At 64.3% G+C, this 15,996-nt stretch carries 13 protein-coding genes and 1 pseudogene; 7 read left to right on the top strand and 7 right to left on the bottom strand.

From position 1 onward, the window contains the following. Positions 1–178: 178 nt before the first annotated feature. Positions 179–1,708, top strand: a pseudogene (gene rtcR, locus ACXJKE_RS06810) (RNA repair transcriptional activator RtcR); the annotation flags it as partial. Positions 1,709–1,811: 103 nt separating this feature from the next. Here the strand turns inward: rtcR and ACXJKE_RS06805 are convergent. Further along, positions 1,812–2,423, bottom strand: a complete 612-nt coding sequence (locus ACXJKE_RS06805) for a helix-turn-helix domain-containing protein (RefSeq protein ID WP_457279835.1) — start codon at positions 2,421–2,423, stop codon at positions 1,812–1,814. Between the two features lie 75 nt (positions 2,424–2,498). On the opposite strand from ACXJKE_RS06805, the gene ACXJKE_RS06800 reads away from it, so the two are divergent. From ACXJKE_RS06800 to ACXJKE_RS06790, 3 genes are all read left to right on the top strand, one after another. Next, a complete protein-coding gene (locus ACXJKE_RS06800; RefSeq protein ID WP_457279834.1) occupies positions 2,499–3,632 on the top strand; it encodes an NAD(P)/FAD-dependent oxidoreductase in 1,134 nt (377 codons plus the stop codon). Between the two features lie 85 nt (positions 3,633–3,717). Beyond that, positions 3,718–4,716 carry a Bug family tripartite tricarboxylate transporter substrate binding protein gene (locus tag ACXJKE_RS06795; RefSeq protein WP_457279833.1) on the top strand — a complete coding sequence of 333 codons (999 nt, stop codon included), beginning with the start codon at positions 3,718–3,720 and terminating at the stop codon, positions 4,714–4,716. Between the two features lie 372 nt (positions 4,717–5,088). Beyond that, entirely contained in the window at positions 5,089–6,606 is a 1,518-nt protein-coding gene (locus ACXJKE_RS06790; protein WP_457279832.1) for an amidase, read from the top strand. 65 nt (positions 6,607–6,671) lie between these two features. Here the strand turns inward: ACXJKE_RS06790 and ACXJKE_RS06785 are convergent, their stop codons facing one another. Beyond that, entirely contained in the window at positions 6,672–8,030 is a 1,359-nt protein-coding gene (locus tag ACXJKE_RS06785; protein ID WP_457279831.1) for a glycerate kinase type-2 family protein, read from the bottom strand. 134 nt (positions 8,031–8,164) lie between these two features. Here ACXJKE_RS06785 and ACXJKE_RS06780 point away from each other — a divergent pair, with 134 nt between their 5' ends. Next, complete coding sequence (locus ACXJKE_RS06780) at positions 8,165–8,500, top strand: DMT family transporter (protein WP_457279830.1); 336 nt, start codon at positions 8,165–8,167, stop codon at positions 8,498–8,500. A gap of 89 nt (positions 8,501–8,589) precedes the next feature. On the opposite strand, the gene ACXJKE_RS06775 is transcribed toward ACXJKE_RS06780, so the two are convergent. After that, the gene (locus ACXJKE_RS06775; protein WP_457279829.1) at positions 8,590–9,570 is read right to left on the bottom strand and encodes a tripartite tricarboxylate transporter substrate binding protein; all 981 of its coding nucleotides are present in this window, start codon (positions 9,568–9,570) and stop codon (positions 8,590–8,592) included. Positions 9,571–9,649: 79 nt separating this feature from the next. Further along, positions 9,650–10,738 (bottom strand): tartrate dehydrogenase, encoded by a 1,089-nt coding sequence (locus ACXJKE_RS06770; RefSeq protein ID WP_457279828.1) that lies wholly within the window; start codon positions 10,736–10,738, stop codon positions 9,650–9,652. 101 nt (positions 10,739–10,839) lie between these two features. On the opposite strand from ACXJKE_RS06770, the gene ACXJKE_RS06765 reads away from it, so the two are divergent. Then, entirely contained in the window at positions 10,840–11,775 is a 936-nt protein-coding gene (locus ACXJKE_RS06765) for a LysR family transcriptional regulator (RefSeq protein WP_457279827.1), read from the top strand. Between the two features lie 12 nt (positions 11,776–11,787). Here ACXJKE_RS06765 and ACXJKE_RS06760 read toward each other — a convergent pair whose 3' ends face one another. Together ACXJKE_RS06760 and xdhC are read right to left on the bottom strand one after the other, a co-directional pair. Beyond that, positions 11,788–13,017 (bottom strand): urate hydroxylase PuuD, encoded by a 1,230-nt coding sequence (locus tag ACXJKE_RS06760; protein WP_457279826.1) that lies wholly within the window; start codon positions 13,015–13,017, stop codon positions 11,788–11,790. Between the two features lie 202 nt (positions 13,018–13,219). Further along, positions 13,220–14,056 carry a xanthine dehydrogenase accessory protein XdhC gene (gene xdhC / locus ACXJKE_RS06755; protein WP_457279825.1) on the bottom strand — a complete coding sequence of 279 codons (837 nt, stop codon included), beginning with the start codon at positions 14,054–14,056 and terminating at the stop codon, positions 13,220–13,222. Positions 14,057–14,226: 170 nt separating this feature from the next. Here xdhC and ACXJKE_RS06750 point away from each other — a divergent pair, with 170 nt between their 5' ends. Next, positions 14,227–14,742 carry a hypothetical protein gene (locus ACXJKE_RS06750; RefSeq protein ID WP_457279824.1) on the top strand — a complete coding sequence of 172 codons (516 nt, stop codon included), beginning with the start codon at positions 14,227–14,229 and terminating at the stop codon, positions 14,740–14,742. Between the two features lie 153 nt (positions 14,743–14,895). On the opposite strand, the gene ACXJKE_RS06745 is transcribed toward ACXJKE_RS06750, so the two are convergent. Next, the gene (locus ACXJKE_RS06745) at positions 14,896–15,945 is read right to left on the bottom strand and encodes a tripartite tricarboxylate transporter substrate binding protein (protein ID WP_457279823.1); all 1,050 of its coding nucleotides are present in this window, start codon (positions 15,943–15,945) and stop codon (positions 14,896–14,898) included. Positions 15,946–15,996: the final 51 nt, after the last annotated feature.

Genomic DNA, 15,996 nt, shown 5'->3' with positions numbered 1-15,996 from the left:
TCACCGTTGTGGTGACGAACTATGTATTGCAGGCAGCGTGCCAACTCTTCAAAACTTTTTCTCCATCACCGTAGATCATTGATTTAATTGAGTATTTTTCATAAAAATCAAAAAATAACCGGTTCATCTTCACTCATCTCTCCTATTTTTTTAGCTTTAAAGCTAGTACATTAGAAATATGAAGAAGAAAGTGGTGATGGGTTTCCTGGGTACCCAACTGGATTCGGGCCTGAGTGCTTCCCGTTGGGAGAAATGGCGGCCGACGGTGTCGATCGCACAGCATGAGGACCTGATCGTCGACCGGCTGGAGCTGATGCACGACGTGCGCAACAAGGCGCTGGCCGAAAGGGTGCGCGAAGACGTGGTTCAGCTCTCGCCCGGCACCGAGGTTCGCCTGGTCGAGATGAACCTGGCCAACCCCTGGGATTTCGGCGAGGTCTATGGCGCGCTGTATGACTGGATGCGTGCCTACGCCTTCGACACCGAGCGCGAAGAGTACTGGGCGCACATCACCACCGGCACCCATGTAGCGCAGATCTGCCTGTTCCTGCTGGTCGAGGCGCGCTTCATTCCCGGCGTTCTGTTGCAGACGGCGCCGCCCAGGGGCCGGCAAGGCCAGGGTGTGGGCAGCTATGAACTGATTGACTTGGACCTCTCGCGGTATGACGCGATCAACACGCGGCTTGCGGTGGCGCAGCAAGATGCAGTGTCCTTCCTCAAAAGCGGCATCGCCACACGCAACCCCCGCTTCAACAAGTTGATCGAGGAAATCGAACACATCGCCGTCCAGAGCAAGGCGCCCATCCTGCTGACCGGACCGACCGGCGCGGGCAAGTCGATGCTGGCGCGGCGCATCTTCGAGCTCAAAAAGTCACGCCACCAGGTCAGCGGCAGCTTTGTCGACGTGAACTGCGCGACGCTGCACGGCGACGGTGCAGGCTCCACGCTGTTCGGCCACAAGAAGGGAGCGTTCACCGGGGCGGCCAATGACCGTCCCGGCCTGCTGCGCACCGCCGACAAGGGCGTGCTGTTTCTCGACGAGATTGGCGAGCTGGGCCTGGACGAGCAGGCCATGCTGCTCAAGGCCGTGGAAGAAAAGCGCTTCCTGCCCGTAGGCGCCGACAAAGAAGTCGAAAGCAGCTTCCAGCTGATCGCCGGCACCAACAAGGACTTGCGTCTGGAAGTCGCCCGCGGGCGCTTCCGCGAGGACCTTTTTGCACGTATCAATCTGTGGACTTACACCCTGCCCGGCCTCAGCCAGCGCCGGGAGGATATCGAGCCCAACATGGACCACCAGCTCATGCTCGCATCCGAAGATCTGGGCAGAAAAACCCGCATGACCGCCGAAGCCCGCGCAGCCTACCTGCGATTTACACAATCGGGCGAGGCCATCTGGGCTGGCAATTTTCGGGACTTGAGCGCATCCATCACCCGCCTTGCCACGCTGGGCGACAACGGCCGCATCGGCGCGAGCCTGGTGGAGGCCGAGATCGCGCGGCTACGCTGGCAATGGCAGGCCACAGAACAGGAAGCCAGCGGCGGCGCTGCCTCACTCGCCGAATTAATGGGAGGCGCCGCGGACACACTCGATTACTTTGAACAGCTACAGCTTCAAGCCGTGATTGAGGTTTGCCGCAAAAGCGCTTCCCTCAGCGACGCCGGGCGGGTGCTCTTCAATGTCTCACGTACCCAGCGCAGCGTGGTGAACGATGCGGACCGGTTGCGCAAATATCTGCTGAAATTTGACCTGACCTGGGAGAAGCTGTCGACCTGAACCTGGGTACAAACCCGAGACACAAGGCCAGGCAGCCCTATTCGCTCATCACCACCAGCACCTGCGCATCGCTGCGGCCCAGCGAAAGGTAGATGTGGCCCACGCCACTGTCGAAATAGGCCGACTCATGGCGCCCCACTTCGATGATTTCGCCGGTCTCGAACTCGATGCGCACACGGCCCGACAGCACGATTACGAACTCCTGCCCTGCGTGGCGAATGAAGTCGGGGAACTGGCTGCGGCTGCGCGCCACGATGCGGCCGTGCATCGGCGTCATGCGCTTGCCCGGAAAGCCGGCGGCCAGCGCGCCGTAGTCATAGTTGCCAGAGCTGTAGGCTGGCGCACCGCCCGCCTCGGACCAGACCACCACCGGCTTTGCAGCGCCGGGGGCCGGCGCCGCGGCCCGCGCGTCCAGCAGTTGCCCCACGTCCAGCGACAGCGCCCGCGCCACGGCGGCCAGCTTTTCATAGCTGACCGAAATCTGGCCCAACTCCATCTTGGACAGCGTGGACAGCGCGACGCCGGAACGGCCGGACAGGTCCTTGAGCGTCAGCCGCCGCACCTTGCGGTGCCCGCGCAGGCTCAGACCGAGCCGCACCCGGTCCGCCTCGGGGGCGGCGGCAGGGTTGCGGGCGGGGCGTGCAGGCATGGTGTTTTCCCTTTTTTCGAAAAATCCCGGTAAATGGGCTGGACAGGCACGATTCTCGCATGTGAGAATTCTCAAATGAGAGAATTTGACATCCTGATCTTCGGCGCCGGCATTGCGGGCGCATCTTTGGCCTGGCGCCTGGCCGGGCAACGCAGCGTTGCGCTCGTCGAACGTGAATCCCAGCCGGGGTTTCACTCCACCGGCCGGTCGGCGGCCATGTTCATGGAAACCTATGGCCCGCCCATGGTGCGGGCACTGACGCGTGCCAGCCGCGGGTTTTACGAACGGCCGCCGGAAGGGTTTCACCCGGCGCTGATACAGCCCCGGGGCGTGCTTTACCTTGCCACGCACGGCCAGGAAAAAGAACTGGCGCACACCCGCCAGGAACTGTCCGCAAGCTGCCCCGGCCTGGTGACGCTGGACGCCGACACCACGCTGGCCCATGTGCCCTGCCTGCGGCCCGATGTGGTGCACGGCGCGCTGTACGACGCAGGCGCGCAGGACATGGATGTGCATGAACTGCATCAGGGCTTTCTGCGCGGCTTTCGCCAGAAGGCAGGCGCCGACGGAGAGCTGCGCACCGCCGCCACACTGACACAGGCCACGCATGACGGACAGCGCTGGGCCCTGCAATTCAGCGACGGCGAGACGCTGCGCGCCAAAACCGTGGTGAATGCCGCAGGCGCCTGGGCTGACGAGCTGGCCGCCATGTTCGGCGCGCAGCCCATCGGCCTGGTGCCGCACCGGCGCAGCGCCTTTACCTTCAAGGCGCCCGAGGGCATGGACGCCTCACACTGGCCCGCCGTGGTGGGTGTGGACGAAAGCTATTACTTCAAGCCCGATGCCGGGCAGCTGCTGGGCTCGCCCGCCAATGCGGATCCGACGGTTCCGCACGACGTGGTTCCTGAAGAGCTGGACATTGCCATGGGTATCCACCAGATCGAAAGTGTGTCGACACTGACGATACGCCGCCCTTCCAGCACTTGGGCCGGTCTGCGCTCTTTTGTACCCGACGGGGAAATGGTGATTGGCCACGACGACGCCTGCCCCGGTTTTTTCTGGCTCGCGGCGCAGGGCGGCTACGGCATCCAGAGCGCGGCAGGTGCAAGTGCGCTGGCCGATGCGCTGATCCGCCAGGCGGCGCTGCCTGAAGAATTGGCCCTACAAGGCGTTGAAGCCTCCAGGCTGTCACCTGCCCGGTTGCGTTAATCCTGGAGCCGCTTTTCAGAATCGCCCCGCCCCCACATCCCCGCATCCCCACTTCCGATTGATCCAATCTTCAACGAGGCCTACCATGCAACACATGTCTTTCAAAGCAATGCGCCGCACGCTGGCCGCCAGCGCTGTCTTTTTTTGTGGACTTGCCGCCGTGGGCGGGCCCGCCCATGCGGCCGAGTTTCCTGAGCGGCCCGTCACACTGGTCGCACCCTTCCCAGCCGGCGGTGCGGCCGACGTGCTGGCGCGCATCCTTGGCAAAGCCCTGGGTGACCAGCTGGGCCAGCCCGTGGTGGTCGAAAACAAGCCGGGCGCCGGCACCGCCATAGGCGCCGCCGCAGTGGCCAATGCCAAGCCCGATGGCTACACCCTGCTCGTGAGCTCCAACTCCACCTTCACACTGAACCCGGCGCTGCAACCCAAGCTGTCTTATGACCCGGCCAAGGGCTTTGAGGCGATAGGCATGGTGGGCTCAGTGGCGCTGGCCATGCTGGTGAACCCGTCGGTCACGGCCGCCGACGTGCACCAGTTCGTGGCGGCGGCCAAGGCCAATCCGGACAAATACCTGTACGGCAGTTTCGGAAATGGCACCAGCTCCAACTTCGCCGGCGCGATGTTCAATACGGCCACGGGCCTGAAGATGACGCATGTGCCCTACAAAGGCTCCGGCCCCCTGATGACCGATCTGATCGGCGGCCAAATCCCGGTGTCTTTCGACACCGTGGTCGCCGCATCGCAGCAACTCAAGTCCGGAAAGATCCGCGTGCTGGCCGTGGCCATGAACAAGCGCTCGGCCCTGCTGCCGAATGTGCCGACCATGGCCGAGGCCGGCTACCCAGCCGTCGACATGAACGCCTGGCTGGCCGTGGTGGCGCCCAAGGGCCTGCCGGCGCCCGTCAAGGCCCGACTGGAAAAGGCCCTGGCCACGGTGATGGCCAGCACCGAAACACTGGACAAGCTCAAGGCCGCCGGCTTCGAACCCGGCTATACCGCGGTTCCCGACTGGTCCGGCTTGGTGACGGCCGAGATCGCGCGCATGAAGGCGCTGGCCGAACGCTCCCAGATCAAAACAGATTAGTCATGACGACCCCCACGCTCGCCACTTCGTGTGCTTCGCTGCCCCCCGAGGGGGCGCGTTCCGCCTTGGGGCGGCCCGGCGGCGAGACCTGGCCCCCACGCTCCCCACTTCGTGTGCTTCGCTGCCCCCCCCGAGGGGGCGCGTTCCGCCTTGGGGCGGCCCGGCGGCGAGACCTGGCCCCCACGCTCGCCACTTCGTGTGCTTCGCTGCCCCCCCGAGGGGGCGCGTTCCGCCTTGGGGCGGCCCGGCGGCGAGACCTGGCCCCCACGCTCGCCACTTCGTGTGCTTCGCTGCCCCCCCGAGGGGGCGCGTTCCGCCTTGGGGCGGCCCGGCGGCGGAACATGACCATTTCCTTCGACACAAGACATTGATATGCACTCCACCCTTCCAGACATCTCCGCCGTCGAACTCCGCAGCCTGATCGCCAGCCGCGAGGTATCGCCGGTGGAGCTGATGGACGCCTGCATAGACCGCATCGAAAGCCTCAACCCCGCCATTAACGCGATCTGCGCGACCGACTTCACGCGTGCGCGCGAGGGTGCACGCGAAGCCGAAGCGCAAGTGATGCGCGGGGGGGCGCTGGGCCCTTTGCACGGACTGCCGCTGGGGGTGAAGGATCTGCAGGACACCGCGGGCCTGCTCACCACCTACGGCAACATAGGACTTCGCGGCAACGTGCCGGCCAAAGACAACGCACTGGTGGCCAAACTGCGCGCGGCCGGCGCCATCGTCACGGCCAAGACCAATGTGCCCGACATGGGCGCCGGCGCCAACTCGCGCAACCCGGTGTGGGGCGCGACGGGCAACCCGTTCAACCCCACGCTCAACGCGGGCGGTTCTTCCGGAGGCTCGGCGGCGGCGCTGGCAGCCGGCATGCTGCCGATCTGCACCGGCTCCGACACCGGCGGCTCGCTGCGTATTCCGGCTTCGCTCTGTGGCGTGGTCGGCCTGCGGCCTTCGCCCGGGCTGGTGGCCAACGACGCCCGGCCGCTGGGCTGGTCTGTCATCTCCGTGCTGGGGCCGATGGGGCGCAACGTGGCCGATACGGCGCTGCTCTTTGCCGCCAGCGTGGGCGCGAACGCACGCGACCCGCTTTCCTACCCGGTGGATGCCTCCACGTTCTGGCCCTTGAAGCAGGTGGACCTTTCCACCTTGCGTGTGGGCACCACGGAAGACTTTGGCATGTGCATCGTGGACCCGGAAATCCGGCGCGTGTTCCGCCAGCGCGTGGAAGCCGTCCGGCCGCTGGTAGCGAGCTGCGAGCCGATAGACCTTGAATTGGGCGATGCCGACCGCGCCTTTGACACGCTGCGCGCAGAAAGTTTTGTAGCGGCATTCGCCGACACCTATCGCAACGCTCCCGAAACCCTGGGCCCGAATGTACGCGCCAACATGGAAATCGCGGCCGCCATCACGCTGGCGGACCGCGCCTGGGCACACCTGGAGCAAACACGCATTTCACGCCACTTTGCCAAGGCTTTCGAGCAATACGACATCATCCTGGCGCCCGTCACGCCGGTCACACCCTTTCCCTGGACGGAGCTGTATGCCGGCCACATCGACGGCCAGGCCATGCGCAACTACTACCACTGGCTGGGCCTGACCTATGTGGTGACCCTGGCCACCAACCCGGCGCTCGCGCTGCCCTGCGGCAAAGACGAACACGGCATGCCCTTCGGACTGCAGGTGATTGGACGGCTGCACGCCGATGCGCAACTGCTGGCCGCATGCCAGGCGCTGGAACAGGTCTTTGAAGCCAGCGATACCTTGCGCAGGCCGCAACCCGATTTGCAAACTTTGCAGACGGCACGGCCGGAACTCAAATCCATCGTCACGCATCCGCCCGAGACCAGCGCGGCGCCCGGCACGGGTGGTTTGACAGCCGTGTGAGGCTTTTTTTCGCCTGTTTTATGTATCAAACAGGCCCGCAGCGCAGGTAGAACCTGCGCGAGCAGCTACAAAATCAATAGCGCCCGGAAGTCATTGACGTTGGTATGTGTGGGCCCCGGAATGACCAGGCCACCCAGCGGCTCGAAGTAGCCGTAGGCGTCGTTGCGGTCCAGGTACTGGTCCAGCTTCATGCCTTTGGCCAGTGCGCACTGCAGTGTGTCGGGCGCTACATAGGCACCCGCGTTGTCTTCCACACCGTCGATGCCGTCGGTGTCTGCTGCCAGCGCATACACGCCCGGCTGGCCTTGCAGGGCCAGGGCCAGGCCCATGCAGAATTCGCCGGCACGGCCTCCGCGGCCGCGCGGCGTGCCTTCTGCTTGCTTGCGAACGGTCACTGTGGTTTCCCCGCCGCTCAGGATCACGCAGGGCTTGCTGAAGGGCTGCCCCTTGAGCGCCACGGCACGGGCCAGCGCCGCATGCACCTTGCCAACCTCGCGGGACTCACCTTCCATCTCGTCGCTTAGGATGTACGCTTGCAGGCCGGCTGCGCGCGCTACCGCGGCGGCGGCCTCCAAACTTTGCTGCGGCGTGGCAATCATGTGCACCTCATGGCCTTTGAAGACCGCGTCGCCCGGTTTGGGGGTTTCGAGTGCGCCCTGCTCCAGCAGGCTCATGATGGCGCCGGGCACTTCAATGCCGTAGCGTTGCAGGATGGCCACCGCCTCGGCGCAACTGGTGGCGTCGGGCACCGTCGGGCCGCTGGCGATGATGGACGGATCGTCTCCCGGCACATCGCTGATGGTCAGCGTCACCACACGCGCCGGCGCGCAGGCTGCGGCCAGGCGGCCGCCCTTGATGCGCGAGAGATGTTTGCGCACGCAGTTCATCTCGGAAATATTGGCGCCACTGTTGAGCAGCGCCTTGTTAATGCGCTGCTTGTCTTCCAGCGTCAAGCCTTCAGCGGGCAGGGTCAGCAACGCCGAGCCGCCCCCCGAGATCAGGCACAGCACCAGGTCGTTTTTGCCCAGCCCCTGCACCATGGCCAGGATGCGCTGTGCAGCTTCCAGCCCTGCCGCATCCGGCACCGGGTGCGCGGCTTCGACAATCGCGATGCGCTGTTTCAGTCCCTCGGGGCGCGGCGGGATGTGGTGGTAGCGGGTCACGACCAGGCCTTCAAGCGGTGCGTCAGCGGGCCACAGTGCCTCCACCGCCTGCGCCATGGAACCGCCGGCCTTGCCCGCACCGATCACGATGGTGCGGCCGCCGCTTTCGGAGGTGGGCGGTTTGGGCAGGTAGCGTGCGGTGTTCTCAAGCGGCAGCGCGCGCGCAACGGCGGCGGCGTACAGGTGCTCGAGGAACTGGCGCGGCTGGGTGGCGGCGTCCGGGATGGGCGTGCCGGGGGTAGGTGTCTTGGCTGCAGTCATTGAAATGTCTCCACCCCCGGATTGTGCCGTGGTAACCGGGCAGTAACCCGGCAACGCGGGAGGGTTTGGGATTTCGCCGGAAAGGCAGCTTCCTAGAATGAGCCATCATCCACCGAAGCAGAAAGAAGAGCCTCATGAACGCTTACCTGGCCCTGGGCATCGCCATCGTTGCCGAAGTCATTGCCACCACGGCACTCAAGTCCAGCGACAGTTTCACGCGCCTGGTGCCCTCGTTGATCAGCATCGCGGGTTATGGCACCGCGCTGTATCTCCTCACGGTGACGATGAAGTCCATCCCCACCGGCGTGACCTACGCAATCTGGTCGGGCCTGGGCATTGTGCTGATCAGCATCACCAGTTTCTTCGTTCACCAGCAGAAGATTGACCTCTGGGGCATGGTGGGGATGGCGCTCATCATTGCCGGCGTGGTGGTGTTGAACCTTCTTTCCAACACCACCAGCCTCCACTGACGCCCCGGTCTTGCGGCCCTGACAGGACTTTCATCTCACGGCAAAGATCCGACATTGGAGTTGAAGCCATAACCGACCGGCGCCGGGAGCTACTTTTTCCCCAGGCCCAGGCGCTTCGCACCTTCGGTGTAGATACGGATGCGCTCCTTCATGAAGCCGTCCATCTGGTCCAGGCCCACGCTGACGAGTTCAAAGCCATTTTTGGCGGCGAGTTCCTTCATCTCGGGGTCGTTGTTCAGCACGGCCCACATGTCGGACAAGCGCCTGCGCGCCTCCAGCGGGGTGGATTTGGGCACGCCAATGCCGCGGTAGGCGCCATCCACCCAGTCCACACCGAGCTCCCTGAAGGTGGGCACGTCGGGCATCATCGGGTGGCGTTTTTCCATGGCGACTGCCAGCGGGCGCACCCTGCCCTTGTTGCCGATGGCAAACGGCGTGTAGGTCATCGCACCGTCGACCTGCGAGCCGATCACGGCCATCGACATGTCGCCCGTACCCTTGTAGGGCACGTAGGTGCTCTTGACGCCGAAGGCAGCGTTGAGCCGCTCATGCGCCGCATGGTTGGCGGAGTTCAGCCCCGAGCCGCCCAGGTTCAGCTTGCCGGGGTCTTTTTTGGCTGCGGCGATGAAGTCTGCAAACGTTTTGATCGGGCTTTTCTCGGGCACCACCAGCACGTCGGGGGTGTAGTGAAACCAGAACACCGGCACGATGTCGGCAGTCTTGTACTGCACCTCGCCCTCGATGGGCTGGAACACGATGTGCGGCAGGTTGATGCCCACTACATTGAGGCCGTCGCCCGGCAGGCTGTTCATCTGGCCCCACATCAGGCCGCCGCCGGCGCCCGCCTTGTACTGGATGATGGTGTCGACGGCCGGGCATTTTTTCTTGAGCACGACCTGCTGGTGGCGCGCCGACAGGTCCGACTCACCACCCGGTGGAAAGGCCTGCCAGTACAGCACGTTCCTGTCGGGGCACACCACACCCGCTGCGGGCGCGGCAGTCTGCGCCATCGCGGCGGGCACTGCGGCCATGCAGAAAATGCCTATCCACTTTTTCACTTCAACTTTCATGGTGTGTCTCCTGAATGTTTCTGAAGCGGAAAACTCGCCAGCATGCGTAGCCGGGTTGCACCGGCTTTCACTGAAAGGCTCAAGCGGCCTGCAGTTGCCGCTGCCTGCCGACCTCTGCACAGACGGCCTCGGTGACCTGCGCCGTCGTAGCGCTGCCGCCCAGGTCGCGCGTATGCAGGGCGGCGTTCGCGGTCGCCTTTTCAATCGCCGCCATCAACACCGCGGCCGCACCGGTTTCGCCCAGGTGCTCCAGCAGCATGACACAACTCCAAAAAGTGCCAATAGGGTTCGCCAGGCCTTTTCCCATGATGTCGAAGGCCGAGCCGTGAATCGGCTCGAACATGCTCGGAAAGCGGCGCTCGGGGTCGATGTTGCCGGTCGGTGCAATGCCCAGGCTGCCAGCCAGTGCAGCGGCCAGGTCGCTCAGGATATCGGCGTGCAGGTTGGTGGCGACCACGGTGTCGAGCGATGCGGGGCGATTGACCATGCGGGCCGTGCAGGCGTCGACCAGTTCCTTGTCCCAGGTCACGTCCGGAAACTCCCGGCTGATCTGCAGCGCGATCTCGTCCCACATCACCATGGCATGGCGCTGGGCGTTGGACTTGGTGACCACGGTCAGCAGCTTGCGCGGGCGGGACTGGGCGAGCCTGAAGGCAAAGCGCATGATGCGTTCAACACCGGCGCGGGTCATCATCGACACATCGGTGGCCACTTCGATCGGGTGGCCCTGGTGGGCGCGCCCGCCTACGCCTGAGTACTCGCCTTCGGAGTTCTCGCGCACGATCACCCAGTTGAGTTGCTCCGGTGTGCAGCGCTTGAGCGGCGCGTCGATGCCGGGCAGGATGCGCGTGGGCCGCACATTGGCGTACTGGTCAAAGCCCTGGCAGATTTTGAGGCGCAAGCCCCAGAGCGTGATGTGATCGGGGATGTGCGGGTCGCCGGCCGACCCGAACAGGATGGCGTCCTTGTCGCGCAGCGCGTCCAGGCCGTCCTCCGGCATCATCATGCCGTGCCGGCGGAAGTAGTCGCCGCCCCAATCAAAAGCACTGAAGCTGAAGGCGAAATTCTTTTGCGCGGCGGCCAGGGCTTGCAGCACCTGCTGGCCGGCCGGTATGACTTCCTTGCCAATGCCGTCGCCGGGGATGCAGGCGATCTTGTAGGTCTTCATGTTGGTTCCTCTGTTTTCTCGGTTGTGATCTGCTCACTGTAGCGATTGGCACAGGCAATAAAACCTCTTAAAGTAAGATCACTGTTAACTACAGGTTATGAATGAATCCGGTCAATACAGCCCCCTCGGAGATGGCTTTTTTCAGCCTGCTGGCGCGCTACGGCAGCCTGTCGGCCACGGCGCGCGAGCTCGGCGTCAGCACGGCAGCCGTCAGCAAGCGGCTCGCGCAGATGGAGGCCAGGCTGGGGGTGCAGTTGCTGAGCCGCACCACGCGGCGCGCCAACCTCACGCAGGAAGGCGAGATTTACCTCACGCACGCGCGCCGCATCCTCGCCGACATTGACGACATGGAGCAGCAGGTGTCCAGTGCCGTGGCGGCGCCCAAGGGCCTGCTGCGCGTGAACGCCACCATAGGCTTCGGCCGCAGCCATGTGGCGCCGCTGATCTCGCGTTTCGTGAAAGCCCATCCTGAGGTGGAAGTGCAGTTGCAGCTCACGGTCAATCCGCCGCCGCTGACTGAAGACGCCTTCGATGTTTGTGTCCGTTTCGGTGAACCGCCGGACGCCCGCGTGATTGCGCGGCTGATCGCGCCGAATCGCCGCCTGCTCTGCGCTTCACCGGCCTATCTGGCCCGCCACGGCACACCCAGGGTGCCGCACGACCTGGCGCAGCACAACTGCATCGGCATACGCCAGGGCGACGAGGCCTACGGCATGTGGCGCCTGGCGTCCGGCAAGCACACGCAGGCCATCAAGGTGCACGGCAACCTCAGCACCAGCGACGGCGAAATTGCGGTGAACTGGGCGCTCGATGGCCACGGTATTTTGATGCGCGCCGAATGGGACATCGCCAAATACCTGCGCAGCGGCAGGCTGGTGCAGGTGCTCGAGAACTACCGCACACCGGCAGCCGACATCCATGCGGTGTACCCGGCCCGCCACCAGCATTCGGTGCGGGTCAAGGCCTTTGTGGATTTCCTGGCCCAGCACTTCGGCAAGCCGTCCACACGCGCTGCGGGGCTGGCGGGCAACTGGTAAGGCTTGCCCGGCTTACTGTGTTTTGGCGCCCGCATCGAACCACTGCCTGATCGCCTGCCGCTCGGCCTCGGTGATGCCCGTGGCATTGTTCATGGGCATCAGCCGCGTGACCACCGCCTGCTGGTAGACCTGCGTCGCGTGGCGCGCCAATGCCTCGGGCGAATCAAGCCGCACGTTTTTCATCTGCACCTGCGCACCGTGGCACAGGTAGCAGCGCTGGGCCATGATGGCCTGCACTTGTTGAAAGCTGTTTTGGCTTGCAGCGCCCACTGGTTGTGCGCCACCAGCTACTGAATTGATAGCATCCACAGCGGCAGGAGGTTTCATCCAGACGATCACGGCGGCGATGACAGCCACGCCCACCAGCGCATACGGCAACGGGTGTCGGTTGCGGCCCAGCTTGTAGCCGTGGCGCAGCACAAAAAACTGGCGGATGGCGGCGCCGGCCAGCATCATCAGGATTAGCACCAGCCAGTTTTGCGGGTGGCTCCAGGTAAAGCTGTAGTGGTTGCTGAGCATGGCGAACAGCACCGGCAGCGTGAAGTAGGTGTTGTGCACGCTGCGCTGTTTGCCGCGCTGGCCGTGCACCGCATCGACCGGCTCGCCGGCCTTGATGGAGGCCACCACCTTGCGCTGGCCGGGGATGATCCAGAAGAACACGTTGGCGCTCATGGCGGTGGCCATCATGGCGCCTACCAGCAGGAAGGCCGCGCGCCCGGCGAACCAGTGGCAGGCCAGCCACGAGGCTGCGCACACCAGCACCGCGACCAACGCGCCGACGATGGCGTCTCCGTTTTTCTTGCGCCCGAACAGCTGACAGATGCCGTCGTACAGCATCCAGAAAATTACAAAGAAGGACAGCGCCACCGCACCGGCCGCACCGGGCGACCAGTTCATCAGCGATTTGTCGACGAGGTAGGTGCCGGCGTTCCACAGATAGGAAATCGTGAACAGCGCAAAGCCCGACAGCCAGGTGCTGTAGCTTTCCCAGTAAAACCAGTGCAGATGGGCCGGCAGCTGCGGCGGCTTGACGGCAAATTTGACGGGGTGGTAAAAACCGCCGCCGTGCACCGCCCAGAGCTCGCCGCTCACGCCCTGCTTTTTGAGGTCTTCATCCTCGGGCGGCGTGAGGCTGCTGTCGAGAAAGACAAAATAAAACGAGGAACCCACCCAGGCGATGGCGGTGATGACATGGACCCAGCGCAGCAGCAGGTTGGCCCAGTCGAGAAGGTAGTTTTCCATATCTCTCAACCTATGCAGCACGCGAGGGCGCTGCCTTGTGCAACCTGCTCACCACTGCGGGCGCTGTAAGCAGAAAACGTGGCCGCGAACAAAAGAAGCTGGCGCCAACTTGAAGTTAGCTCCGGCTTCCCGGCTCCGCTGCGGCCTGACGCGCCAAGTTTATAGAGTTTGGCTTCAGCTCCGAAAAATTTCTGCGCCGCGCTCAACCCGCGTTGATGGTTTGCAACAGCTGGGCCGCTACCGCCACGGCGATGACTTCTGGCTCCTTGCCGGTAATGCCGGGCACGCCGATGGGGCACGTCACTTGCGCCAGCTCGCCCGCGGCGAAGCCTCTAGCTTCCAGGCGGTGGCGGAATACCGCCCATTTGGTCTTGCTCCCGATCAAGCCGATGTAGGGTAAATCGGATTTCTCCCGCTGGCGCAGCAGGCAGGCGGCCACGATGTCCAGGTCTTCCGCGTGGCTGAAGCTCATGATGAGCACACGGGACTGCGGCGCCAGGCCAGGCACGGCGGCCTGCACCGGATCGGAATGTTCGGCCACCACACGTGGCGGCACGTTGGCGGGGAACACCCCGTCGCGGCTGTCTATCCAGGTGAGCGAAAACGGCAAAGGCGCGAGCACCCGCACCAGAGCATGGCCAACATGGCCGCCGCCAAACAGGGCCACCGGTGTGAGCACGGTCTGACCCAGCCGCAAGGCCAGCGCCTGTGTGTCGCCCGCGCTGACGCATTCAAAGCGAAGCTCCACCACGCCGCCGCAGCATTGGCCCAGCGACGGACCCAGCGCCACGCGCACGGTTGTCGCCTGACGCCCCTCGGCGCCATCCGCGAGCAGCGCACCAGCTCTGGCGATAGCGTCGTATTCCAGGTGGCCGCCGCCTATCGTGCCCACCAGCGCATCGGGAAAGACGGCCATCCAGGTTCCCGCCTCGCGAGGCACCGAGCCCTGCGCCTCTGCCACCTCCACCAGCACCGCCGGCACCGAGGCCAGGCGGGCCAGGAAGTCTTCAAGTTGCAGACTGGAGACACTGGAAACCATTGGTGACGACTTGACAGGTGGGTGGACAAAATATTGGGCAAAATGCCTTGAACGCCACCTTAGCACCACCTTGGCCCCCGGCAGCTACGGGGCGTGATAGCAGGTATACACAGAATTCAATGAGCCGGCCGCTCAAAAAGCCGGCAAAGGCAAGCACGATGAGACAAGACATGTCCGACTCCACACCGCGCCGCTTCTGGCTGGTGGCCCTGCTTTCTGCAGCCGGTGCAGCAGTGGTGAGCGCCTGCAAGACCGCGCCGGAACCCGCAGCACCGACATCGAAGGCCCCGGAACCCTCTTCCCCGGTGATCGGGCCGATCGCGGGGCCGCAAGGTTCCGCCAGAAGTTCGGGGGCGTCCACACCGCGCGCCTACCGGGAAGACGGCGCCACGCACATCTACGGCCTCAATTCCGACCGTATCTACAAAGGCCGCATGCCACCGCTGCTGTATGCCGTGGGTGTGCTGAATGTGGAAATCGACAGGGTCGGCCGCGTCACCCGCCTGGACTGGATGCGCGCACCGCGCCATGCACCCGAAGTGATAGCGGAGATCGAACGCACCATCCAGCAGGCGTCCCCCTTCCCGGCGCCTACGCGCATGGGCAAGGTGGTCTACACCGACACCTGGCTTTGGCACAAGAGCGGCAAATTCCAGCTCGACACCCTTACTGAGGGACAGGACTAGAACTCCGCCGACAAAGGGCAGAAGCACGAGAAGAAGGCGATGCGAAGCGAGCCGGCCATGCCAGCATGAGCCGCGGAACCGGCTTTGCCGGGCCGCAGGCGAGCGGCCCCCTCGGGGGGCAGGAAGCTACACGAAGTGAGCGACCGTGGGGGCCTATTCAATCTTCAGATTCTGCGTTTTAACGACGTTGCGCCAGGCGCGGTAGTCGGCTTCGATGAAGTGGCCGAGCAATGCGGGCGAGCCGGGTGCGGCCTCCACGGCGTCGGCCTTGAACCGCGCCACCACCTCGGGCAAAGCCACGACCTTGTTGATGGCCGCGTTCAGTGCATTGACGATGGTTGGCGGTGTACCGGTGGGTGCCATCAATGCGAAGTAATTGACAACGTCAATGCCCGCCAGGCCGGCTTCCGTCATGCTGGGCACGTCGGGCAAGGCACTTGAACGTTTGGCGCTTGTTACCGCCAGTGGCTTGATGCTGCCGTTTTTGATGAAAGGCAGCAGGGCCGGGATGGTGCCTGTGATCAGCTGGATCTGCCCGCCGATCATGTCCATGGTGGCGGGCGCCACACCGCGGTAAGGAATGTGCGTGATGAAGGTACCAGTACGGGCTTTCAGCAACTCAAGCACGAGGTGGTTGACACCGCCCGCCCCGGCCGAGCCGTAGTTCAGCGCGCCGGGCTTTTGCCGGGCCAGCGTGACCAGCTCTTTCATGGTGTTGGCCGGCAGCTTGGTGTTGGCCGCCCAAACCAGCGGTCCGCTGGCGATCATGCCCACCGGCGTGAACTGGCGCAGCGGGTCGTAATTGGCGCTGGGCAGGGAGGCCGCCACGGTGGTGAAGGGTGAGGCCACCAGCAGCAGCGTGTAGCCGTCGGCCGGGGACTGCGCCACATACTGCGTGCCTATAGCGCCGGAAGCACCCGCACGGTTGTCCACCACAAAGGTGGCATTCATGGTTTCGCCGAGTTTTTGCGCAATCAGTCGTGCCATGGCGTCGGTGCCGGCGCCGGGGGCAAAAGGCACGACGATCTTGACGGCGCGCTCAGGATAGATGCCGGCGGGAACGGATGCGGCCGAGGCCGGTGAGCCGGCAGAACCCGCTGAAGGGCCTTGGGCCAATACGGCTGGAGCCACGAGGCTGGCGGCGGTGCCTGCGGACAGCAGCAGGGCCTGGCGGCGGCTCAGGGTCATTGGCTTGACATTCATGGAGGAGGAAGAAAGTTGCACAAACCGCTGATTGTCGCCGCCCCGGATGAC

The organism is Polaromonas sp. P5_D5 (assembly GCF_054049435.1).
Note: the sequence above shows the minus strand (reverse complement) of the source record. Positions and strands in the feature narration are given on the sequence as shown.